The 21,980-nt window shown below is 59.8% G+C and carries 18 protein-coding genes and 3 tRNA genes; 5 read left to right on the top strand and 16 right to left on the bottom strand.

Going from position 1 to position 21,980, the window contains the following annotated elements; genetic code table 11:
* Positions 1 to 60: 60 nt before the first annotated feature.
* Positions 61 to 771, bottom strand: coding sequence for a spondin domain-containing protein (locus tag H598_RS0118470; RefSeq protein WP_028114322.1), 711 nt, complete (start codon positions 769 to 771; stop codon positions 61 to 63).
* A 10-nt stretch (positions 772 to 781) separates the two neighbouring features.
* Positions 782 to 1,477 carry a spondin domain-containing protein gene (locus H598_RS0118465; protein WP_028114321.1) on the bottom strand — a complete coding sequence of 232 codons (696 nt, stop codon included), beginning with the start codon at positions 1,475 to 1,477 and terminating at the stop codon, positions 782 to 784.
* A 654-nt stretch (positions 1,478 to 2,131) separates the two neighbouring features.
* Between H598_RS0118465 and H598_RS25770 the strand changes: the two genes are divergently transcribed.
* Positions 2,132 to 2,896: a TetR/AcrR family transcriptional regulator gene (locus tag H598_RS25770; protein ID WP_028114320.1), complete on the top strand. Its 765-nt coding sequence runs from the start codon at positions 2,132 to 2,134 to the stop codon at positions 2,894 to 2,896.
* Here H598_RS25770 and H598_RS0118450 read toward each other — a convergent pair.
* From H598_RS0118450 to H598_RS0118425, 6 genes are all read right to left on the bottom strand, one after another.
* Positions 2,893 to 3,501: a superinfection exclusion B family protein gene (locus H598_RS0118450; RefSeq protein ID WP_028114319.1), complete on the bottom strand. Its 609-nt coding sequence runs from the start codon at positions 3,499 to 3,501 to the stop codon at positions 2,893 to 2,895. The genes H598_RS25770 and H598_RS0118450 overlap by 4 nt on opposite strands.
* A 108-nt stretch (positions 3,502 to 3,609) precedes the next feature.
* Positions 3,610 to 5,274 (bottom strand): flagellar assembly protein A, encoded by a 1,665-nt coding sequence (locus tag H598_RS0118445; protein ID WP_028114318.1) that lies wholly within the window; start codon positions 5,272 to 5,274, stop codon positions 3,610 to 3,612.
* A 104-nt stretch (positions 5,275 to 5,378) separates the two neighbouring features.
* Positions 5,379 to 5,465 (bottom strand) — tRNA-Leu (locus tag H598_RS0118440).
* 102 nt (positions 5,466 to 5,567) lie between these two features.
* Positions 5,568 to 5,654 (bottom strand) — tRNA-Leu (locus H598_RS0118435).
* Between the two features lie 17 nt (positions 5,655 to 5,671).
* Positions 5,672 to 5,758: transfer RNA gene (locus H598_RS0118430), tRNA-Leu, on the bottom strand.
* A 99-nt stretch (positions 5,759 to 5,857) separates the two neighbouring features.
* A complete protein-coding gene (locus H598_RS0118425; RefSeq protein WP_035416225.1) occupies positions 5,858 to 6,880 on the bottom strand; it encodes a methyltransferase in 1,023 nt (340 codons plus the stop codon).
* 212 nt (positions 6,881 to 7,092) lie between these two features.
* Here H598_RS0118425 and H598_RS24955 point away from each other — a divergent pair, with 212 nt between their 5' ends.
* Entirely contained in the window at positions 7,093 to 9,552 is a 2,460-nt protein-coding gene (locus tag H598_RS24955; protein WP_156897105.1) for a putative bifunctional diguanylate cyclase/phosphodiesterase, read from the top strand.
* A gap of 60 nt (positions 9,553 to 9,612) precedes the next feature.
* Here H598_RS24955 and gshB read toward each other — a convergent pair whose 3' ends face one another.
* The 7 genes from gshB to metK form a co-directional block, all read right to left on the bottom strand.
* Entirely contained in the window at positions 9,613 to 10,563 is a 951-nt protein-coding gene (gshB, locus tag H598_RS0118415; RefSeq protein WP_028114316.1) for a glutathione synthase, read from the bottom strand.
* Between the two features lie 12 nt (positions 10,564 to 10,575).
* On the bottom strand, positions 10,576 to 11,307 hold the full coding sequence (gene rsmE / locus H598_RS0118410) for a 16S rRNA (uracil(1498)-N(3))-methyltransferase (protein WP_028114315.1): 732 nt from the start codon (positions 11,305 to 11,307) through the stop codon (positions 10,576 to 10,578).
* 10 nt (positions 11,308 to 11,317) lie between these two features.
* Complete coding sequence (locus H598_RS0118405) at positions 11,318 to 11,995, bottom strand: endonuclease (RefSeq protein ID WP_028114314.1); 678 nt, start codon at positions 11,993 to 11,995, stop codon at positions 11,318 to 11,320.
* Between the two features lie 64 nt (positions 11,996 to 12,059).
* Positions 12,060 to 12,539 carry a SprT family zinc-dependent metalloprotease gene (locus H598_RS0118400; protein WP_028114313.1) on the bottom strand — a complete coding sequence of 160 codons (480 nt, stop codon included), beginning with the start codon at positions 12,537 to 12,539 and terminating at the stop codon, positions 12,060 to 12,062.
* Complete coding sequence (locus H598_RS0118395; protein WP_028114312.1) at positions 12,539 to 13,357, bottom strand: ion transporter; 819 nt, start codon at positions 13,355 to 13,357, stop codon at positions 12,539 to 12,541. The genes H598_RS0118400 and H598_RS0118395 overlap by 1 nt, the downstream gene beginning before the upstream one ends.
* Positions 13,358 to 13,376: 19 nt before the next feature.
* Entirely contained in the window at positions 13,377 to 14,522 is a 1,146-nt protein-coding gene (locus H598_RS0118390) for a C15 family peptidase (RefSeq protein ID WP_028114311.1), read from the bottom strand.
* A 107-nt stretch (positions 14,523 to 14,629) separates the two neighbouring features.
* A complete protein-coding gene (gene metK / locus H598_RS0118385; RefSeq protein ID WP_028114310.1) occupies positions 14,630 to 15,784 on the bottom strand; it encodes a methionine adenosyltransferase in 1,155 nt (384 codons plus the stop codon).
* Between the two features lie 551 nt (positions 15,785 to 16,335).
* Here metK and speE point away from each other — a divergent pair.
* The 3 genes from speE to tkt all read left to right on the top strand — a co-directional run bounded on the left by speE (position 16,336) and on the right by tkt (position 21,252).
* Positions 16,336 to 17,196, top strand: a complete 861-nt coding sequence (gene speE, locus H598_RS0118380) for a polyamine aminopropyltransferase (protein WP_028114309.1) — start codon at positions 16,336 to 16,338, stop codon at positions 17,194 to 17,196.
* A gap of 13 nt (positions 17,197 to 17,209) precedes the next feature.
* On the top strand, positions 17,210 to 19,108 hold the full coding sequence (gene speA / locus H598_RS0118375; protein ID WP_028114308.1) for a biosynthetic arginine decarboxylase: 1,899 nt from the start codon (positions 17,210 to 17,212) through the stop codon (positions 19,106 to 19,108).
* Between the two features lie 152 nt (positions 19,109 to 19,260).
* Positions 19,261 to 21,252: a transketolase gene (gene tkt / locus H598_RS0118370; RefSeq protein WP_028114307.1), complete on the top strand. Its 1,992-nt coding sequence runs from the start codon at positions 19,261 to 19,263 to the stop codon at positions 21,250 to 21,252.
* Between the two features lie 67 nt (positions 21,253 to 21,319).
* Here the strand turns inward: tkt and H598_RS0118365 are convergent, their stop codons facing one another.
* Positions 21,320 to 21,796: a DUF2947 family protein gene (locus tag H598_RS0118365; protein WP_028114306.1), complete on the bottom strand. Its 477-nt coding sequence runs from the start codon at positions 21,794 to 21,796 to the stop codon at positions 21,320 to 21,322.
* Between the last annotated feature and the right edge of the window lie 184 nt (positions 21,797 to 21,980).

The raw sequence follows: 21,980 nt of genomic DNA, 5'->3' as shown, positions 1-21,980 counted from the left end.
TGCCAGTCGGTTGCCGTTGCCCCGGGCGCGGCGCCGGGGCAACAGCAGAGTAGACCGGGGTTACTGGCTTCGCATTACAGTCAATCTTGCTACCGGGGCGTCGAAGCTATGGCGGCCGTCCAGAGCCGAGTCGGCGGCGCCGTCCTGATTACCGACCACGCCGGGGTGACGGGCGACGAAGTCGACGTCATCGCGGCTGCTGTCGAACCCGGCGCCACCGCCTGCCGGACCGGGAATGGTGGCCGCCAATTCCGAGTTGGCTTCGGTGCCGGCGTCGTACACCGGCAGGGTGACGGTCATGCTGTCACCCACCGCCAGATCGGTGAGGTCCCAGCCGTTGATGCCGGCAAAGGCATCATTGGTATTAACCAGCATGGTGGCGCTGGTCAGCATCAGGGTGTTGCCGGTCTCCAGGGTCAGGCTCAGGGTCTGGCTGGCCCCGGGCATCAGGATGCCGTCACCGCTGGCCGTGGCGAAGGCGCCGTTGTCAGTGGCACGGCTGAGCCAACCACTGCCGTCACCGGCTTCCGCCAGTTGCTCCAGTTCGACGCTGGCGGCTTGACCGAAGCGCCAGCCACTGGCGGTGCCGTTGTGCAGGTAGGCGGCCACCGGCGACATCGGTTGAGCCGCGGTCAGGTTGATCACCGTGACCTCGAAGGTGGCCATCTCGGGCTCCTGCGGCTCGGGAATGATGGCGTTGCTGTCATTGTCGCTGCAACCGGCCAGCAGGCTGGCGGCGGTCAGGGTGAGGATGGGGAGCGAGCGATTCATGCCGACCTCCTTACTGTACGGTAACAGTGATGCGGGCGACGGGGTTCAGCCAGCGATGAATGCGGCTGTCGACGTCGCTGATGCCACCACTGGCATTGCTGTCACCGAGGTTGCCGCGGTGAATGTGCACCTTGGTGTTGGGTTCTTCGGTGGTGACGCCGCTGGCACCGCTGCCGCCATTGGTGCCGGGAATGGCGGGCATTCCCGGTGTGCCGGGTGCGCCACCGGCGCCGGCGACCAGCACCTCATCATTGGCTTCGGTACCGGCATCGTAGGCGTTGAGGTTGATGGTGTAGGTGCCGGGCTCGGAGGGAATCGGCCAGCTGTCCAGGCCGACAAAGCCGTCGTTGCTGGGCAGGATCATGGCGGTGACCGACAGCACCATGCCGCTGTCCACCTCCAGGCTGGCATTGGTGCTGGCCGCCGGCGCCAGCAGGCCCTGAGCCGGATTGGCCGCGGAAACGGCGCCGATGCTGTCGGCCAGGGTCACCAGTCCGGTAATGTCTCCGCCCTCGGCCATGGCGGTCAACTCGGCAGAGGCGTCGGTACCGGATTGAAACAGGTGGTATTGGGCGTCGTGGGCACTGACGAGCAGTGGGGTAAAGTAGATGCCCTGAGTCAGGTTGGTGATTTCAACGTTGACGGTCTGGGCGCCGGCGGCCGGTACGGCCAGCAGGGCGGCCAATGCGAGGGGTTTGAGGGTCATGGTTTTCCGTCTCCTGGGTTAAGGTTCACTCCAGTCTAGGAGGGGGATCTCAACAAGGTTTCACGGATTTATCACAATTTGGTCACGATTTGTCGGGGCGGGCGAGGGCGGCGGAGGAGCGTGCACTGTCGCCGATATATTATTGCCAGCGACACTGGACAAGTTGTCGAATTATCCTCGTAATACAGTAATTAATCATTGTGAGAATAAAAGCGAGCGCCTGAATCTGGCCGAAAAAAACAAATTGGTTGTCATTTGATAATTGCAGATAATTAGTTTTGCTCTTGGTTAAGAAACGGGAAAAATTGTTAATGACTGCGGTTATTTCCTATTTTCACCGTCTCTCGGCCACCGCAGTGGCAGGCCCCTGGCCGGTGGTCGCAGACTGGGATCGACCGCATGCCGGTGTCTGAGTGGGATGTGACGTGGCCCCGTTTCGGGCCCGCAAAGCGGCGCCAGGCGGCGGATGGCGGGGCTGAGTCGGTTGCCCTTCGGCGGTTTCATTTTGTCGTTGAGGGCGAATTGTTGTTATTGAATGTGCGGGCCTTCAAAATTTTCGTTACTGGCTTTCATTAAACGTGGTGTAGCTAACATTCGGTTTCAGTTTAGAGGCGTACAGTTGCTTTAGATTCAAAAATTAAGGAGTTCTAGTATATGGAGCAGGAAGCCAAGTCAGGGCTTAACTCGAGCCATTGGGCTTCGCCTGTGCATGCGCGTTTCCGGCAACGGGACCAGGCACTGCTGAGATTGGGAGAAAGCCTGGTTAAAGAACAGGGCATTGTTTCATTTCGTTTCTCCGAATTGGCACCCCGCGCGGGATGCAGTGCCGGCACTCTGTACAAACATTTCAACTGCAAAGAAGATTTGCTGGTGGCGATCTTCGCCAAGCACGTTGAGTTGTTAACAGAGCGTCAGCCCGAGCTGATGAGTGCCGACCTCAACCATGCCGAGCGTTGGCTGGCGATGCACCTGTACGGTGCCATGGCCGTCAAACAAACCAGCTGGACCCTGGGGTTCAATGCGCTGGCTGGGGCGCACGGCATTGTCGATAAGGTCAGTGACTATCGGCTGCAGGAGATGCAGATGTTCGTTGAGCAAGCGTGCTCGACGGCGAAACGAGTAGTGGAAGCGGCGCGAATCGAAGGGCAACTGGTGTCCGACGATTCGGAAATCGAGGTGGCCCATGCCACCATGGTGGCCTGTCAGCGCGGTGCGACCACCATGATCAACAATCCAATGATCGCCAAGAATCTGAATTTTGATGAGATGGCGAAGCTGTATCAGAGTCTGGCTCTGATCACCAACACCTTGAACTGGCGGGTCGGCTTGACCAGCGAGTCCCGAGAGCGGGTCATCAAGGCGGTGGAAGAGCAGCTATTGGCGCTGGAACAGGAGCATGAACTGGCCGCAGCCTTTTAAGCGGCGTGGCGGCCACTGCGATTGAGGTTCGCCGCAAATTCCGGTCGACTGGCCAGCAGCCGTTCCCGCTGCTGGTCGCTCAACTGCCCTTCCGGTAGCCGCAGTACTTTGCGGGTCAACTTGGTGCGTGCCGCCGCGGTGATCTTCAGCGGAGCCACCGGTCCTTCGATGGCGTACTCTTCTACTGCACCCGCCCGGGTGAGAATGCCAGATTCGATCAACTCGTTGACGCCGTGATGGTTCAGCGGCATGGCAATGCTGCCTTTTCCTTGCAGGACGAACTCACGCAGGATGGCCCGTTCGGTGTTGTCCAGGGTGAGGATTTTCTCCGCCACTTTCTGTCGAATCTGTCCCTGATAGCGCTGGTTGAGTACCTGACCGAACACCAGTCGCAGTCCCAGGGTGGCCAGGTAGGCACCACTGGCGACGGCGGTCAGGCCAATCCAGGAGGCGTAGCTGCTTATCCACTGTTGCAGAAACAGCGACTGGGCCAGGTTCAGGGGTAACCACAACAGGGCGCAACTGGTGATCAGCAGCCATAAGGCCAGGGTGTGGCTCGAGGCGAATCGGGTTGGCGAGTGAAGCAGGGTGTTGCGGCTTCCCATGTCAGGGTCCTTGTGTCGAAATTTTGGCGGAGTGGATCGATACCAGTGTAAAGCAATTCCGGTGCCAGCTGAAAACCGTCACACCGGAACTGAGGCCTAGCTTCTTGGCTAGCTGGTAATGGCGTCGATTTTCAGATGGTTGCCATCGTTGCTGACCTTAGAGGGGCCGTACTCCCGATCGGTGGTCAGGCTCTGCAGGCCGATCTCCATCTCCACTTGCGGGAACAGACTGTGGCTGGCACTGATGCTGACCCGAGAGAAAAATGACTCGATGCGCTCCTCGGTTTCCGCCAGCAGCAATTGGGCTTCGCTGAGTTTGGCGCTGTTTTGCTGCTGGGCCAGGGTAAACTGCTCCACCAGCTTTTTGCGCTCTTCGTCGCTCTTGTCGTTGGCCATGGTGGCCTTGTTGATCGCCTGCCTGAGCTTGTAACTCTGGGCCAGCAGTGCCTGTTCGCGTTGCTGATACTCTTTGGCGGCGTGGCGCAGGCGGGTGATGCCGGCACCGGCGCGAACGCTGCTCTGAGTGGCGGCCCGGGAGCCGAGGTTGATGCTGCTGAGGGAGTGAATCACCACGGCGCGCCCGCCCACCAGATCCCCTTTCTTGCCATTGGCCACGCCGACGGTGAGGTTGTCACCACAGTGGGTGTGGCAATGAATCAGCTGGGTCTGGACGTGGATGTCGCCGGCCGATTTCAGGGTGGCGTACTGGGCGAAGCTGACGTGAATCTGCCCTTGGGCTTCCAGGGTGGTGGTCAGGGACTCATCCGGGCGCTGACGGCCGATGACCCCTTTGGCGACGATGATGTCGCCACCGGCTTTGAGGGTGGCGTTGTCGACAAAACCATTGACGGTGATGTCGCCACCGGCGGTCACTTCCATGTCTTCTTCGATGTTGCCCTGAATGACGATGGCGCCGTGGTATTGGATGTGGCCGGTGCCGACGTCGACGTTTTTCAGGGTCAGTACTTCGACAATCTCCAACCCGTCTTTGGTTTCTTTGGGCTGGCCGTCGGTGGTGGCCAGCAGCAGGTTGTGATCCTGCTGGGCGGCGATGGTGCCTTTGCCGGCTTTGAGTTTACGGTCTTTGCCGGGTTTGGCTTTGAGTACTTCGCCGATGACGTTGTAGCCGTCAACGCCCGGGCGGGGTTCGTGTTTGCGCATCACTTCATCGCCGTTGCTGACGGTGATGATCTCGCCCAGATCGCGCATGTTGACCTTGCCGTTGTCGAGCACCTTGGGTTTGAGCAGCCGTTCCCGTGACAGCTTGACCAGCCGCTCCAGTTTGGCGTCTTTGCCGTGAACCGGCGGTTTGCCCTTGGCAATGGTGGCACTGATGCTCTCGCCCGGGGTGCCGTGCTCGGCTTTGGCCAGTAGCGCATTGATGTTGTTGCTCAGAAGACCGTTTTTGATTGCCAGGCGCTGCAGTTCCTGTACCAGTTCGGCGAAGCCGATTTTGCTGCCGCCCTGAGGGCAGGTGAGGGTGGCGGTGACCTGCATCTTGTCGGTGGACAGGCTCAGCTGACAGCTGCCGTCAATCTGTTGGGCGATGGGGATTCGCTGCGACTGGCCCTTGTTGGCGCCTTTGGCCTGATGCTTGAGCAGCTGCAGGGCTTTGCGCACGTCGTGGTCCAGAAACGCGAATTCGCGGTACTGGGATGAGAGGTGCAGCTGCTGCAGTTCATGCAACTCAACCAGCGCGTGACGTTCGGGAATCAAGTCCACGCACAGCAGTTGATGCTCATGATCAAAATAGAGTAAATCGGTTGCTATCATCGCGCCGGTACTTATGATTATTTGGCGAGTCTAGGGAGTATACCGGATTGAATTAAAACGGGAATAGCAAAAAGCCCCGACCAAAAGGTCAGGGCTTCGAAATTTGGTGCAGATGGAGAGACTTGAACTCTCACGTCCTTGCGGACACTAGCACCTGAAGCTAGCGCGTCTACCAATTCCGCCACATCTGCGTATTACATTTTTTGCTCGCTGTCAGAGATCATAGCTGAACTCTCACCGGTTGCGATACCGAATTAAGACTTCGGTGGGCCTATTAACCACTCAAAAAAGAGTGGTGCAGAAAGAGAGACTTGAACTCTCACGTCCTTGCGGACACTAGCACCTGAAGCTAGCGCGTCTACCAATTCCGCCACTTCTGCATCGTGACATCAATGAGTGGTGCAGATGGAGAGACTTGAACTCTCACGTCCTTGCGGACACTAGCACCTGAAGCTAGCGCGTCTACCAATTCCGCCACATCTGCTCTGCATTTACTCATTGGTACGGGGGCGCATTATAGAGAGATTCCGTTGGCCGTCAACAGCAATATTCAAATCATTTTCCGTTCGGCCAAAATTTAAGCTTAAACTCTGCGATCCGCGTAGATTTTGAACTTTTTGTCCTGGGCAACGATGTTGACCCGGCCAAAGGCCGCCTGCAGCGCATCGCCATAGGGCAGATGATGATTGGCGACAAACACCAGTTGGCCGCCGGGCTTCAGGTGGCGACGGGCGTGGGCAATGAAATGCTCGGCGGTGGCGAAGGTCTGTTTGCCGGCGTGGTGGAACGGCGGGTTGGACACAATCAGGTCGAATTCACCGTCGATGTCGCTGAAACCGTCGGACGGGTAGACCTTGGCTTCCAGGTTGCTGGCGGCCAGAGTGGCCTGGGTGCAGGCCAGGGCAAAGGCGTTGATGTCCACCATCTCCACCTTTGTCTGTGGCGCCCGCTGTTTAATCAGGGCGCCGATCACGCCGGCGCCACAACCAAAGTCCAGCACTCGGCCGGTTAACGGCGGCAGGTGCTGAAGCAGCAGTTCGGTACCGGCGTCCAGTTCGCCCTGGCTGAAGACGCCCGGCAGGGCGCACAGGGGCAACTGGCCCAGCTGGGTATCGATGACCCGAGGCTGGTCAGCGGTCAGGGCCGGTGCCTCGCACGGTTGGCTTAGGCCGGCGATCATCTGGCAATGGGCGCCACTGGCAAATTTACTCACCTGATCGAACTGCACCGCCATCGCCTTGGTGGCGCTTTTGATGCCGCCCTTGTTGTCGCCCACCAGGTAGGTGGGGGTGTGAGCGGGCAGCACGCTGGCCAGCCATTGCATCAGGTGAGCGGCCAGGGCCTTGGCCTGGGGCAGCACCAGGATGGCGGCGTCGATTCGACTCAGGTCGCCGAGTTGAGGCTGGCAACCAAAATGCAGCGGTGACACCTGCAACTGTTGCAGGTGGCGCTGCACCAGGTAGTCGTGACTGCAGGCGATGACCTCGATGCCGTCGCGATTCAGCTCGGGGATCAGGCCGTCGGCCATGGGGTTTACAATCAACAGGCGGTGGCCGAAGTCGTCGGCGTACTTACGAATTAAGCGGCTGGGGTTGGTCAGAGTCATGGCAGGGGTCCAAAAAGCGATGCTGGCAGTATACCAATCCCGGCAAGCCCTTGACCAACTTTCCCATTCGCGTCGATCGATCCGGTGTCGGGTCTCAGCTGTTCTACACTTGAAGTGACTTGGACGTTTTCAATTGCAGGTACAGTTATGGAACAGCGAAAAAGCCTGCGAGCTGGGCTGGGAATGGGTCTACTTTTTCCGGGGGGACGGTGATGGCGTCACTCCCTTTGCCTTTTGTCAGCTTGCGCTGGAAGTTTGTCATGGCCTTGATGGTGATGATGGTGGTGCTCAGTGGCTTCCTCGGCCATCTGGCGTTGCAGCGCTTCGATCGCCAGATGGATGCCATGCTGGTGCAGCGGGCGGAGTTTTTAAAACAGGATTACGAGGAGACCCTGAGCATCATCGAGCGGCGGCTGGGGGTGGTGGCTCAGGAGCTGGCCCAGAGCTTGAATGGGTCTGCGGGACAGCCGCTGGAGTCCTCGTTGCGGGCCCAGTGGGTGGAATTGAAACCGCTGTGGGGACTGGCCGGGCTGTCGCTGTACGACATGGAGCTGAATGCGGTGGCCCGGGTCGGCAGCCACCCGCTGCCCGCCGACGGTTGGCTGGCGGCCATTGAAACGCCGGAGCAGCGCCTGAGTCGACAACGCTGCCGCCAGAGCTGCGTGCTGGATGCGGCGTTTCCTGTGGTGCTCGGTGGCCAGTTGCACCTGCTGGTGCTGGTAACGCCGCTGGAAGAGGTGCTGACCATCATCAATGAACACCATGATTCGGAGATGGCGATTCTCGGCCAGGTCCAGCCTAGTAACCTCAACCCCTGGGGACGCTCGATCCTGAGCCTGACCAACCGTGATGCCAACTACCCGAGGCTGCTGGCGGCCTCCGGGCAACTGGAGTTCGAGCAGATGCTGCAGGGGCCGCAGGCGGTGGCCCTGGGCGACCGCCACTGGAGCTTTGTGGTGTGGCCGGTTGATCCGTTTCACAGCCTGCTGCTGTTTTCCGATGTCACTGAGCTGGAGCAGGGCCAACAGGCTTACCTGAGGGATCTGGCCGGGCTGGTGTTTATCTGCATCGTGGTGGCCGGGCTGGTGGGTGGGGTGCTGTTCTGGCGGCCTCTGGGGCGGATTCAGCAACTGCAGAAACTGCTGCCGCTGTTGCCAAGCCGGGAGTTTTCCCAGCTCAAAGCGCAACTGAAACGACCGCATATCGGCTTTCCCGATGAGGTGGATCAACTGGAACAGGCGGCCGAGGATGCCGCCAATCAGCTGGAGCAGTTGCACGAAGAGGTGGATCGCTATACCCATGAGCTGGAGCGGCTGGCGATGATGGACACCCTAACCGGTCTGCCCAACCGCACCATGATGCACCATGAACTGAGCAAGTCTCTCAGCAGCCTGGGGCGCACCGATGACAAGATTGCCCTGCTGTTCCTGGATCTGGATGAGTTTAAGCGCATCAATGACACCCTGGGCCACGATGTCGGCGACGAGTTGCTCAAGACCGTAGCCAACCGCTTGAAGAAGAGCGTCCGCTCCATGGATACCGTCTGCCGCCTTGGCGGCGATGAGTTCACCATCATCATCCGTGGTCTGGGGGAAGGCACCAACATTCACCGCATCATCCATCAGATCTTTGTGTCGCTGCAGCAACCGGTGCAGCTGGGACGCCATACCCTGATCGTCACCACCAGCATCGGGGTGGTGTTCTGTGATAACCCGATGCTGCGACCGGAGGAGTTGCTGAAGCGGGCGGACCTGGCCATGTACCAGGCCAAACAGGCGGGCCGTTCCAACTACCGGGTGTTTGATGAGCAGATGCTGGAACTGGCCAGTCGTAAGCTGATGCTGGAGGCGGATCTTCGGGTGGCGCTGGAGGAGGGGCAGATCGCCATCAGCCTGCAGCCGATTCTGTCCATTAAAGATCAGCGGGTGGTGGGGTTCGAGTCGCTGGTGCGCTGGTACCACCCCAGCCGTGGTTTGTTGATGCCGTCGGAGTTTATTAATGACCTGGAGGGCAGCAGCGAGATTCTGGCCCTCAGCGACTGGGTGATTCAGAAAAGCATGCAGTTGATGCTGAAGCTGAGCAAGCTGGCAGGCAATCAGGAGTTTTACATCGCGGTGAACCTGTCGCCGCACCAGTACCTGCATGCCAGCCTGGGGCATCGCATTGAGCAGTTGCTGAATGAGCTGCAGGTGCCGCCGAACCGATTGTTGCTGGAGCTTACCGAGGAGAGCCTGATTAAGAACCTGGACCAGGCGCTCAGCACCATGGAGCGCCTCAAGGGGATGGGGGTGAAGATCGCCATCGATGACTTCGGTACCGGCTACTCATCGCTGAGCTACCTGAAACAGTTGCCGTTCGACATCCTCAAGATCGACCGCAGTTTTGTTCGTGATCTGGACAGTTCCGACGTCGACCGCAACATCGTCAGTTCGGTGATCGATCTGGCTCACAACCTGCGTCGCACGGTGATCGCCGAAGGGGTAGAGAGTCATGACCAGCTGCAGTACCTGATCAAGTCTGGTTGTGATCATGCCCAGGGCTACCTGTTTTCGCCGGCTCTGGACGAGCAGCAGGTGATGGAGTTGATACGGCAGATGGGGCCGCAGCTGGAGTGGGCCAACATCGAGTCGTTGCAGGCGGTGTTCCACCCCTTAAGTGGCAATCGCAGCTAAGGTTTGCTGACCCATAACCACACAGGCCGCCCTGGGGCGGCCTGTGTGGTTATGGGCGGTTTACGCCCTGGCCAAGCGGGCCTCGATGGCGTCGTACAGCATGGCGGTGATGTCCACCTCGAACTCGGCTTCGATCTCGCGAATGCAGGTAGGGCTGGTGACGTTGATCTCGGTGACCTTGTCGCCGATGACATCCAGGCCAACGAAGATCAGGCCGCGGCGTTTCAGCTCCGGACCGATGGCCCGGGCGATGGCCCAATCGCTGTCAGACAGGGGCCGGGCTTCGCCACGGCCGCCGGCGGCCAGGTTGCCGCGGGTCTCGCCTCCCTGGGGAATTCGGGCCAGGCAGTAGGGCACCGGTTCGCCGTCGATGATCAGGATGCGCTTGTCACCCTGTTTGATCGCCGGCAGGTAGTCCTGAACCATGGTGTACTGGTTGCCGAGGTTGGTGAGGGTTTCGATGATCACCCCCAGGTTGTCGCCATCGGCCTTGACCCGAAAGATGGAAGCGCCGCCCATGCCGTCCAGCGGCTTGATGATGATGTCACCGTGCTGGCGGTGGAACTCGCGGATCTTGTCGGCCCGACGGGTCACCAGGGTATTGGCGGTGTAGTCGCTGAACCAGGCGGTGAACAGCTTTTCGTTGCAGTCCCGCAGGCTCTGGGGCTTGTTGACGATCAGGGTGCCGAGTTCCTCGGCCCGCTCCAGCATGTAGGTGGCGTAGATGTATTCGGTGTCAAACGGTGGGTCTTTGCGCATCAGCACCACGTCCAGATCCGCCAGCGGCCGCTCCTGCGGCTCTGCCAGGGTGAAGTGGTTGCCCGCCTCGTTGCGCACCGTCAGAGGCTGCATGCGGGCCATGGCCTGGCCCTGTTCCATATAGAGATCGCTCATCTCCATGTAGTGCAGCTCATAGCCGCGCTGCTGAGCGGCCATGAGCATGGCAAAGCTGCTGTCTTTTTTTATGTTAATGGACTCGATGGGATCCATTACGATGCCGAGTTTGATCACGGGTTTCTCCTTTTAGCCCAGATCGCCGAAGCGGGTTTGCAGGGCGGTAATGGCGGTCAGGGAAGCGGTTTCGGTACGCAGTACCCTGGGCCCCAACAGTATGTCGACAAAATGGTGGTCGCGGGCGGCGGCAATCTCGTCGCCGCTGAGGCCACCTTCGGGACCGATCAACAGTCGGGCTCGGGTCATGGGCTGCGGCAGGGTCTGAATGCTGTAATCGGCCCTGGGGTGCAGGTTGAGCTTGGTGGCCTCGGTGGCTTCACCCATCCATTGCTGCAGTTTCATTACCGGCCGAATCAGCGGTACGCGGTTGCGGCCACACTGCTCGCAGGCACTGATGGCAATCTTCTGCCACTGAGCCAGCTTCTTATCCAGCCGATCCCCCTGCAGCTTGACGCCGCAGCGCTCCGACCACAGCGGGGTGATGGTGTTGACGCCCAGTTCCACCGATTTCTGAATGGTGAACTCCATCTTGTCGCCGCGGGAGATCACCTGTCCCAGGTGCAGATTCAGTGGCGATTCCCGGCTGATCTGCTGTTGGGTCAGCAGCTCCACCAGCACCTGTTTCTTGCCGCTGTCACGAATGATGGCGTCGAATTGGCTGCCGTCGCCGTTGAACATCTCCAGTGCCTGGCCGGCCTGCATTCGCAGCACCCGGCCAACGTGATTGGCACCGTCGGCGTCCAGCGCCACGGTGGTGCCGGCCGCTAGAGGACCGGGCTGATAGATTCTTGGGACTCGCATGAGGCTCCGTTTATTGACATTGCTGGGCCACGTAGGGGTTGGGCCACCCTTGCAGCTGACTCACCTGCCGGTGCCGCTGGCATTCCAGTTCGGTGACCGGGTAGAGGCGGTTCCAGCTTTGCATTAACTGTAACTGAGATCGGGATAGCTTAACCTGATATTGCTGCTGCATATAGAGGTAAGTGCGGGCGATGGCACCACGGGCGCGATTGGGCGGCTGCACCTGCTTGGCTTTGAAATCCACCACCATCTGGCATTGACCATATTGATAGGGGGTCTGGCCCATGTCGGAGAAGCGGTAGTTGGAGCGGTCCCCGTTGACCTCGCCGATGGCCGGCACCAGGTTGTGCAGATCCGCTTCCATTCGTTTAAAGGTCGGATCTTTGCGGCAGTGTTTGCGGCCGCCTTGCTGCCAGCACTGCAGCTGGTGACCAAAGGCCCAGGCGGGCATCACGTGCTCCCATTCGATGCGCTGGGCCCGGGGCGCCTGTTTACGCACCTGGTAGCCGCAACTGGCCAGGGAGGGGATCAGTTTCTTGCCGTTCTGCTGATAGTCGCAGCCGCAATAGAAGGTCTGAGCCGGCAGGTTGGCATAGAGGGTAACCAGTTGTTTTTTGGCGGCCCGAAAGCTGCTGGGGGCAGCCAGGGCAGTGTGGCTGATTAACAGCAACAGGAGCAGTTTTTTCATTACTTTTTTTCTTATACGAGCGGGAGTGAGCGATGGTAATCCGTTGGTGACGACGGGGCAACGATCAGGCCGGGGTCAACGTCTGGCCGCAGCGGCGACACTGGTAGTTGGCCTGGCCCCGCTGCACCTTGTTGTGGCGCCTCAGGGTCAGTGGGTGGCTCTGGCAGCCACAGCGGTAGGCAAAGGTGGCCGGCTTTACCGAACTGACGTCGAAGCTGTGGCGGGTTCGGGGTGGGCAGTCAAACACCTCGGCCATCAGCCGTTGCCACTGCGGGCCATGGGGGCGAACCCGGCCATGCAGTTGCCACACCAGCAGGTGCGCCACCTCGTGGGGCACCACTTCGTCGACAAAGGCCTGGGGGTTTTCCTGCAGCAGCACCGGGTTAAAGCGCAGCCGGTTGTCGGCCAGGTGAGCGGCCCCGGCGCTCATCCCCCGCAGGGTGAAGCCGACCTCGGGGTAGGGGAAGCGGCGGCCAAGGCGGGCTTCGGCCTGGCGATAGCACCACTGCAGCTTGGCGTCGATTGCCTGGGTCAGTGCCTCCATCAGACCTGCTCTTCCAGTTGGGTGCCGCAGTGGTTGCAGAACAGGGCATCGTTGTCATGGCCGCTGCGGTCGCAGTTTTCACAGCGGCGCAGATCCCGGTGCAGGTTCATCTCCTGGCTGATCTGGGCGGTAAAGATGCCGGTGGGGACGGCGATCACCGAGTAACCGATGATCATGGTTACCGAGGCGATGAACTGACCCAGGGGCGTTTGCGGGCTGATGTCGCCATAGCCGACGGTGGTGATGGTAACGATGGCCCAGTACACCCCTTTTGGGATGCTGGTAAAGCCACTGGCCGGGCCTTCGAGGGCGTACATGATCGAGCCCATGATGCAGGCCAACAGCAGCACGAAGGTGAAAAAGACGGTGATCTTTCTCAGCGAGGCCTTGATGGAACGCCACAGCATGTTGGCTTCCGCCAGATAGCGAATCGCCTTGATGATTCGAAACACCCGCATCACCCGCAGCAGCCTCAGCACCAGCAGGTACTGACTGCCAGGCAGCAGCAGTTGCAGGTAGCTGGGCAGAATCGCCAGCAGATCGATGATGCCGTAGAAGCTCTTGGCGTAGTGGCCGGGTTTCGGCGAGGCCCACAATCGCAGCAGGTACTCGAAGGAGAACAGCAGGGTGAAGCCCCACTCGGCATAGCGGAACCAGGGGCCCCACTGGGCCTTGAGGGCATCGATGGAGTCGAGCATCACCACCACCACGCTCAGGCCGATGGTCAGCAGCAGCGCTATGTCGAAGCGCTTGCCCGCCGGGGTGTCGGTGCCGAAGATGACGTCGAAGACTCGCTCTTTTAAGCTGTTGTATTGCATGGAACAGGGGGTCTCAAGGTTAAAGGGCGGCAATGGCCTGGGTTAGCATCGCCTCAATTTGGCGGACGATGGCGGTTTCGGTTTCCCGGTCGTACTTGGCGATGCGCGGGGTGTGGATGTGGCCCACACGCGTCGGGCTGCCCAGTTGATTGGCCAGTAACACGGCGCGGTAGCTGATCTCATTGGACAGGTAGCCGCCACCGGAACCGGACACTGAGGTTTGGCCATCCAGTTGCGCCAGGGAGTCCGGTTGCCACTGGCCTTTCTCCAGGGTGGCGATGTGGCGATTGTCGTTGATGGCCCAGGGGCCGTCGGCTTTTTGCATGGCGCTGACCGGCAGGGAGAACTCCACAAATTCCGGTCCGTTCAGCGGCTGGTCCAACAGCCGTGGCGGCAACGGTGCCTCTTTAGTGGCGCCGGTGAGCACATTGCGGTTGCCCGGCGCGGCGGCACTGCGGTTGCGACCGGGAAAGCGCTCAAGATCGAAATCGTCCCGGCCCATGGAGACCGTGGCCACCATGTCGACGTGCGGGTGGCGCAGATAGGGGGTCAGCAGCGATTCGATCATGCCCTGGTCGAAGTCCTCGAACCGTACCGGAATCATCGCCGTCTGAATCTGTGCCTTACGGCCGTTGAGCGTCAGGGTGCGGCCATCCAGCGCCAGCGCTGCCAGGCCGGAGGGGTTGGACTGATTCAGGTGGCGGTCGAGGAAAAAGGGATCGAAGCCGGTCACCAGGATTTTTACCTCGGCGTCGTCGTCGAAGTGGATGTCGCCGAAGCCTCGGGAGCTGCGCTCAAAGCCGTCGATTGCCGCCTGCGTTTGGGCGTCGCTGGCGCGGAAGGCCGGCGCTTGCTGCTTGATGTCCCTGCGAAGTTGCAACCGGCTCCAGTACAGGGGCCGGTCATCCATGTGGCCGGACTGCACCAGTGTTACCGCCTGTCGCCACAACCTCTGGCCGGAGTCGGCTGCCGCCTGGCTCAGGCTGGCTTCGTTGCGGCTGCTGCGGTGTTGTACCACGCCGGCATCCAAGCTGGTCGCCAGTGGCGTTAATAGCTGCGGCAGCTGTTGGGCCACATCGGCCACTCGTTGCTCCTCTACATCCAGGGGCAGGGCAGACAAGGGCAGGCTGGTGCAGAGGGTCAGCAGGGTGGTGAGCAGGCGCATTGGGGACTCCGTGTCGGGGTGAGAACTGAGCAGTAAGGGTATCCTAGTTTGCCCTGAAAACGAAAAAGCCCCGGCTGTGGCCGGGGCTTGTTGTTTGTCGGGGCGGATTACAGGCCGGCGTCGGCGCGCAGGGCTTCCGCTTTGTCGGTTTGCTCCCAAGGGAACTCGACACGGCCGAAGTGACCGTAGGCTGCGGTCGGCGCGTAGATAGGACGCTCCAGCTTCAGCATCTCGATCAGGCCGTATGGGCGCAGGTCGAAGTGGCGACGAACCAGCTCGATCAGCTTCTCTTCTGGCAGCTTGCCAGTGCCGAAGGTTTCGATGCTGATGGAGGTGGGCTCTGCCACACCGATGGCGTAGGACACCTGAATTTCGCAGCGATCGGCCAGGCCAGCGGCAACGATGTTCTTGGCCACATAGCGAGTGGCGTAAGCAGCAGAACGGTCTACCTTGGATGGATCTTTACCGGAGAAGGCACCGCCACCGTGACGCGCCATGCCGCCGTAGGTATCGACGATGATCTTACGACCAGTCAGGCCACAGTCACCCATGGGGCCACCGATAACGAAACGGCCGGTTGGGTTGATGTGGAACTTGGTGTCTTTGGTGATCCACTCGGTAGGCAGAACGGGCTTGATGATGGTGTCCATCACCCCGTCACGCAGATCGGCAGTGGAAACGCTGTCGCAGTGCTGAGTAGACAGTACTACGGCATCGATGCCAGCTACAGTGCCGTCGGCGTTGTAGGCGAAGGTCACCTGGGATTTGGCGTCAGGACGCAACCAAGGCAGAGTGCCGTTCTTGCGAACTTCGGCCTGGCGCTTCACCAGACGGTGAGAGTAGGTGATAGGCGCTGGCATCAGTACGTCAGTTTCGTTGCTGGCGTAGCCGAACATCAGGCCCTGATCACCGGCACCCTGCTCACGTGGGTCAGCTTTATCAACACCTTGGTTGATGTCTGGCGACTGTTTACCGATGGCAGACAGCACCGCACAGGAGTTGGCGTCGAAACCCATATCGGAATGGGTGTAGCCGATGTCACGGATGGTCTGACGGGTCACTTCTTCGATATCAACCCAGGCAGACGTGGTGATCTCGCCACCCACCATGACCATGCCGGTTTTAACATAGGTTTCGCAGGCGACGCGCGCTTTGGCGTCCTGAGCCAGGATGGCATCCAATACGGCATCAGAGATCTGGTCCGCGATTTTATCCGGATGGCCTTCAGAGACAGACTCTGAGGTAAATAGGTGACGTGCCATGGCAATCAACTCTCAAATTAGAAACAGGGGGCAGATGCTGGAAAGTGACGTTGCGACGCCTTGGTTTCAAGCTCGCAACATTAGACGCATCTACATCTAGACGGCTATTTTATGTGTTTGGATTTCAAAATCCAGTGAAGTACAGCATATTTTTTGCCGAATCTTGGTGGGCTTGTCAGTTTAACTTGCCAGTTGTGCCGAATTGGCCGGGGTTGTGGCCCGGTTCGATGGGGCTCGATGAGGGCCGGAAAAATTGCCGGGCGGGGTATGGTGCAAATGGAAAAATGGGAGTATAAAGCGCTCAGTGGCAACAGCCCCAATACTTACGATTAACTGACTGAGGTTTTATGGTTCTCGTGGCGTAAGCCGCTCAACCCTGATTGGCGTTGAAGCGGCATCCCGTAGGATAGGAATACATCTATGATCATCTCCCCTGTTTCAGGGCCTGTTCCGGCCCGCTCGCGACCCGTCACCTCTGTTGTATCTACACTGTCTTTGTTTCTGTGCCCCGGCGTGGGAGCATGGATGTTATCTGGTTCGGAGAGAGCGTCATGAGTGACACCCAATACCTAGAGACCCTGTACCCGGGGTATGGCCAACAGTTTGCTATGGACACGGTGTTGTTCCGTGCGCCGACTGAGCACCAAGAGTTGATCATCTTTGATAATGAACGCTTTGGTCGGGTGATGGCGCTGGACGGCATCATTCAGACCACCGAAGCCGATGAGTTTATCTATCACGAGATGCTGACCCATGTGCCGATTCTGGCCCATGGCAGTGCCAAGAAGGTGCTGATCATCGGCGGCGGCGATGGCGGCATGTTGCGCGAGGTGATCAAACACCAGGCGGTGGAGCGAGTGGTGCAGGTGGAGATCGATCATACGGTAATCGAGATGTGCAAGCAGCACCTGCCTAACCACAGCCAGGGCGCGTTTGACGATCCTCGGGTGGAGATCGTTATCGATGACGGCAAGGCGTTCGTGCTGGGCTGCCAGGAACAGTTCGACGTGATCATCTCCGACTGCACCGATCCCATCGGTCCCGGCGAAGCATTGTTTGAGTCCGATTTCTATAAAGGCTGTAAGCAGTGCCTGACCGAAGGCGGCATTTTTGTGGCTCAGAACGGCGTGCCCTTTATGCAACAGGGCGAAGCCGAGACCACCTACCAGCGCCTGGCGCCCTATTTTGCGGATCGTCACTTCTACGTGGCGGCGGTGCCCACCTACATCGGTGGCGCCATGAGTTTTGCCTGGGCCAGCGACAATGCCGCGGCCCGGCAGGTGGATGTGGAGGTTCTGAGCCAGCGATTTGCGGCGGCGAAGCTCGACACCCGTTACTACAACCCGGCCATTCATGTGGGCAGCTTTGCACTGCCACAATACCTGGTCGACCGTCTGGCTAAAGTCAGTTAGTTGGAGAGCGCCCGTGAGCTGGAGCGTCCAAGATGCGCAGCATCTTTATAATGTGCCCTATTGGGGGCGTGGTTATTTTCAGATAAACGACGACGGACAGGTTGAGGTGCGCCCCAACCCCGCCGAACCCGAGTGTAAGGTAGCGCTGACCCGATTGGCGGAGCAGCTGGCGACGGAGCGTGGCGCTCAGTTGCCGATGCTGGTGCGTTTTCCGCAGATTCTGCACTCCCAGGTGCAGGGGTTGTGCAGTGCCTTTACCACCGCCATCGACGATTATGGCTATCAGGGCCATTATCTGGCGGTGTACCCGATCAAGGTGAATCAGCAGCGCACCGTGGTGCAGGGGCTGCTGGCCGGTGGTGGCCAGTCTCTGGGGCTGGAAGCCGGTTCCAAACCGGAGTTGCTGGCGGTGCTGGCGATGGCCCAGGACAGCGCCCAGGTGATCGTCTGTAACGGTTACAAGGACCGCGAATACGTGCGCCTGGCCTTGCGCGGACAGCAGTTGGGTTACCAGGTGTTCCTGGTGATCGAGAAGATGTCGGAGCTGAAGCTGGTGCTGGAGGAAGCCCGCGAGCTGGGGGTGACTCCGCTGCTGGGGGTGCGGGCCCGCCTGGCGTCCCAGGGCAAGGGCAAGTGGCAGGCGTCCGGGGGCGAAAAGTCCAAGTTCGGCCTGTCGGCGGCGCAGATTCTGAAGCTGGTGGAGACCCTGCGTGAGGCCAATCGCCTCGATTGCCTGCAGTTGCTGCACTTCCATCTCGGCTCTCAGATTGCCAGCATTCGCGACATTCAGAAGGGGCTGACCGAGTGCGGCCGCTTCTATATGGAGCTGCGCAAACTGGGGGCGCCGATCACCACGGTGGACGTGGGTGGCGGCCTCGGGGTGGATTACGAAGGAACTCGCAGCCAGAGCAACTGCTCGGTGAACTACTCGCTGCAGGAGTACGCCAACAACGTGGTGTACGCCATCGGCGACGTCTGCCGCCAGTACCATCTGCCACACCCCAGGCTGATCTCCGAGTCCGGCCGGGCCATGACCGCGCACCATGCGGTGCTGATTGCCGATGTGATCGGGGTCGAGGCCTATGAGCCGGAGACGCTGCCAGCGCCGGGTACCGGCGCACCGCTGGTGCTGAAGAACATGTGGCAGACCCTGGAGGACGTTCGTGAGCACACCGATGCTCGGGCCCTGGGGGAGATTTACCACGATACGGTGAATGATCTGGCGGATGTGCACGCCAAGTACAACTACGGGCTGCTGGATCTGTCCCAGCGGGCGTGGGCGGAGCAGGTGCACCTGCAGGTGTGCTATCAGGTGTCGCGGGAGTTGTCGCCCAAGAACCGCTCTCACCGGCCGATCATCGACGAGCTGAACGAGAAGCTGGCGGATAAGTTCTTCGTTAACTTTTCCCTGTTTCAGTCGTTGCCGGATGCCTGGGGTATCGACCAGGTGTTTCCGGTGTTGCCGCTGTCGGGGCTGGACACCAAGCCGGACCGGCGGGCGGTGATACTGGACATCACCTGTGATTCCGATGGCACCATCGATCAGTATGTGGATGGTCAGGGGATTGAAACCACTCTGCCGATGCCCACCTGGAGTGCCGAGCACCCGTACCACGTGGCGTTTTTCATGGTGGGGGCCTACCAGGAGATCCTGGGGGACATGCATAACCTGTTTGCCGATACCGACGTGGTGGACATCAAACTGGATGAGCAGGGCAATGCCGAGGTGGTGGAGTACCTGCAGGGCACCCAGGTCAATGAGGTGCTGGAGTACGTCAACCTGGATCCCCAGTGGATGTTGACCCGCTATCAGCAGCGACTGGAGCAGTGTCGGCTTGCCGAGGACGTGCGTGAGCAGGCGCTTATGGAGCTGGAACAGGGGCTGATTGGCTATACCTATCTGGAATCCTGAGTGAATTTGCTCGAGTGACTCGCTGAAATAGCACTATAAACGGCCGAAAGGCCGTTTTTTTATGGGAATGATTTGCTAAGGCGGTCACAAATGGCGAAAATATGCCCCCAGAATTACAGAGCATAACCACCTAGATAGAAGTTGGAGCCAAGATGTCATCTCGTAAAGAGCTAGCTAATGCTATCCGTGCCCTCTCCATGGATGCTGTACAGAAAGCCAATTCCGGCCACCCCGGTGCCCCTATGGGGATGGCAGACATTGCCGAAGTACTGTGGCGTGATTTTCTGAAGCACAATCCAGGCAACCCTGAATGGGCCGATCGTGACCGCTTCGTGCTGTCCAATGGCCATGGCTCCATGCTGCTGTACTCTCTGCTGAACCTCAGCGGTTATGATCTGTCCATCGACGATCTGAAGAACTTCCGTCAGCTGCACTCCAAGACTCCGGGCCACCCTGAGTACGGTTATGCCCCTGGCGTTGAGACCACCACTGGCCCGCTGGGTCAGGGCATCACCAACGGCGTGGGCATGGCCCTGGCCGAAAAGGTGCTGGCGTCGCAGTTTAACCGTACCGGTCACGACATCGTCGATCACCACACCTACGTGTTCATGGGCGACGGCTGCCTGATGGAAGGCATCTCCCACGAAGCCTGCTCCCTGGCTGGCACCCTGAAGCTGGGTAAGCTGGTGGCGTTCTGGGATGACAACGGCATCTCCATCGACGGCGAAGTGGAAGGCTGGTTCACCGACGACACCGCTGCCCGTTTCGAAGCCTACGGCTGGCACGTGATTCGTGACGTCGACGGTCACAACCCGGAGCAGATCAAGACCGCCATCGAAGCGGCCAAGGCGGAAAGCGACAAGCCGACCCTGATCTGCACCCGCACCATCATCGGCTTTGGTTCGCCAAACAAGTCCGGTTCTCACGACTGCCACGGTGCCCCTCTGGGCGACGCCGAAATCGCCGCCGCCCGCGAGTTCCTGAACTGGCCACACGCGCCGTTCGAGATTCCGGCCGAAGTGAAGCAAGCCTGGGATGCCAACGAAGTGGGCAGTGCCCGTGAGTCCGACTGGAACAGCCGTTTCGACGCTTACGCCGCCGCTCACCCTGAGCTGGCCGCCGAGCTCAAGCGCCGCCTGGCCGGCGACATGCCCGCCGACTGGGATGCCAAGGTGGCCGAGTACATCGCCGACCTGCAGGCCAACTCCACCAAGGTGGCGACCCGTAAAGCGTCTCAGAACTGCCTGAATGCCTTCGGCCCGATGCTGCCGGAATTCCTGGGTGGCTCTGCCGACCTGGCACCGTCCAACCTGACCATCTGGAGTGGTTCCAAGTCCATCACCCCTGATGACGCCTCCGGCAACTACGTTCACTACGGTGTGCGCGAGTTCGGCATGAGTGCCATCATGAACGGCGTCACCCTGCACGGCGGTTTCAAGCCTTACGGTGCCACCTTCCTGATGTTCATGGAGTACGCTCGTAACGCGGTGCGTATGGCGGCGCTGATGAAGCAGCCTTCCATCTTTGTCTACACCCACGACTCCATCGGTCTGGGTGAAGATGGCCCGACTCACCAGCCGGTTGAGCAGATTGCCTCCATGCGTCTGACCCCGAACCTGAGCACCTGGCGCCCTTGTGACTCGGTGGAGTCCGCCTACGCCTGGAAGCACGCCGCCGAGCGTAAAGATGGCCCGACCGCGTTGGTGTTCTCCCGTCAGGGACTGGCGCCGATGGCTCGCGATGCCGAGCAGTTGGCCAATGTCGCCAAGGGCGGTTACGTGCTGAAGGACAGCGCCGGTGCGCCAGAGCTGATCCTGATTGCCACTGGCTCCGAAGTGGAGCTGGCCATGAACGCCGCCGCCGAACTGGAAGCCCAGGGCAAAGCGGTACGGGTGGTGTCGCTGCCGGCCACCGACGTGTTCGAAGCCCAGAGCGCCGAATACAAAGAGTCGGTACTGCCTGCGGCAGTGACCAAGCGAGTGGCCATCGAAGCCGGCATCGCCGACTACTGGTACAAGTACGTGGGCCTGAACGGCAAGGTTGTGGGCATGACCACCTTTGGTGAGTCGGCGCCTGCGGATCAGCTGTTTGAGATGTTTGGCTTTACCGTCGCCAATGTGGTTGAGGTGGCCAACTCACTGTAACGGTGAGCGTCAGCTAAGAAAAAACCGGCCTCGGCCGGTTTTTTTGTGTCTGACTGTCGGCAGCGTCCTAGCTGGGGCGGTTGCCGATGCGCAGCAGGGTGTCGTCGACAAAGAACAGCGCCTGCTGGCGGCGCTTGCCGATCACCAGCGCCGCTTCGTCGGCAAACAGGAAGCACTTCCAGTTGCGGCGGAACACCCGCCAGTTGGTTTCCAGCACGTGGTCGCTGCCGTAACAGATCCACACCACGGTATTGGGATCCCACTCCAGCTGCTCGTCGACCGCCTCGGGCAGGGCGTGGTCGTCGGCCTCAAAGGCACTGTCCCACCGGGTCTCGGTGGTCCAGGTGTTCTGGTTTTTGGCCCAGTCGCCTTTTCTCAGGTCGGTGCAGTGGTTGCCATTTTTACTGATTTGCGCTTGCCAGAGCTCGTCCGCCGCCCTGGGGGTGAGCGGCTTGATCTGGTCCATATCCACGGGGTCCACGCCCATGTCGTCGCGTTTGAAAACCCATAGGTAGGGGTAGAGGCTGAAGTCGCTGTATTTCATCTTTGAGGTCCGCAAATCTAATCCCGCTAACTTTACCAGATGGGCTACTCTTATTCAGCAAACTTGAAATTCAAAGTCCTCTACATTTTTGGCTTGTTTTGTAATTTAATTTCACAAAAGCATGCTCTGTGTCACAAAATTCGTCCGCTTGTCGGTGTAACTTTAAGCATCACTTGTAAGGGAG

Origin of the sequence: Ferrimonas kyonanensis DSM 18153 (assembly GCF_000425405.1) — a bacterium.
Classification (GTDB): Bacteria; Pseudomonadota; Gammaproteobacteria; order Enterobacterales; family Shewanellaceae; genus Ferrimonas; species Ferrimonas kyonanensis.
The sequence above is the reverse complement of the archived record's forward strand: the minus strand, read 5'-3'. Positions and strand labels throughout refer to the sequence as shown.

What these genes read in the sequence shown, in the direction of transcription:
- metK (WP_028114310.1), bottom strand. Translation starts at nt 15,784, where the DNA reads ATGGCACGTCACCTATTTACCTCAGAGTCTGTCTCTGAAGGCCATCCG.
- rsmE (WP_028114315.1), bottom strand. Translation starts at nt 11,307, where the DNA reads ATGCGAGTCCCAAGAATCTATCAGCCCGGTCCTCTAGCGGCCGGCACC.
- H598_RS25770 (WP_028114320.1), top strand. Translation starts at nt 2,132, where the DNA reads ATGGAGCAGGAAGCCAAGTCAGGGCTTAACTCGAGCCATTGGGCTTCG.
- H598_RS0118445 (WP_028114318.1), bottom strand. Translation starts at nt 5,274, where the DNA reads ATGATAGCAACCGATTTACTCTATTTTGATCATGAGCATCAACTGCTG.
- H598_RS0118470 (WP_028114322.1), bottom strand. Translation starts at nt 771, where the DNA reads ATGAATCGCTCGCTCCCCATCCTCACCCTGACCGCCGCCAGCCTGCTG.
- H598_RS0118465 (WP_028114321.1), bottom strand. Translation starts at nt 1,477, where the DNA reads ATGACCCTCAAACCCCTCGCATTGGCCGCCCTGCTGGCCGTACCGGCC.
- H598_RS0118405 (WP_028114314.1), bottom strand. Translation starts at nt 11,995, where the DNA reads ATGAAAAAACTGCTCCTGTTGCTGTTAATCAGCCACACTGCCCTGGCT.
- H598_RS24955 (WP_156897105.1), top strand. Translation starts at nt 7,093, where the DNA reads ATGGCGTCACTCCCTTTGCCTTTTGTCAGCTTGCGCTGGAAGTTTGTC.
- H598_RS0118400 (WP_028114313.1), bottom strand. Translation starts at nt 12,539, where the DNA reads ATGGAGGCACTGACCCAGGCAATCGACGCCAAGCTGCAGTGGTGCTAT.
- H598_RS0118425 (WP_035416225.1), bottom strand. Translation starts at nt 6,880, where the DNA reads ATGACTCTGACCAACCCCAGCCGCTTAATTCGTAAGTACGCCGACGAC.
- H598_RS0118395 (WP_028114312.1), bottom strand. Translation starts at nt 13,357, where the DNA reads ATGCAATACAACAGCTTAAAAGAGCGAGTCTTCGACGTCATCTTCGGC.
- H598_RS0118365 (WP_028114306.1), bottom strand. Translation starts at nt 21,796, where the DNA reads ATGAAATACAGCGACTTCAGCCTCTACCCCTACCTATGGGTTTTCAAA.
- H598_RS0118450 (WP_028114319.1), bottom strand. Translation starts at nt 3,501, where the DNA reads ATGGGAAGCCGCAACACCCTGCTTCACTCGCCAACCCGATTCGCCTCG.
- tkt (WP_028114307.1), top strand. Translation starts at nt 19,261, where the DNA reads ATGTCATCTCGTAAAGAGCTAGCTAATGCTATCCGTGCCCTCTCCATG.
- H598_RS0118390 (WP_028114311.1), bottom strand. Translation starts at nt 14,522, where the DNA reads ATGCGCCTGCTCACCACCCTGCTGACCCTCTGCACCAGCCTGCCCTTG.
- speE (WP_028114309.1), top strand. Translation starts at nt 16,336, where the DNA reads ATGAGTGACACCCAATACCTAGAGACCCTGTACCCGGGGTATGGCCAA.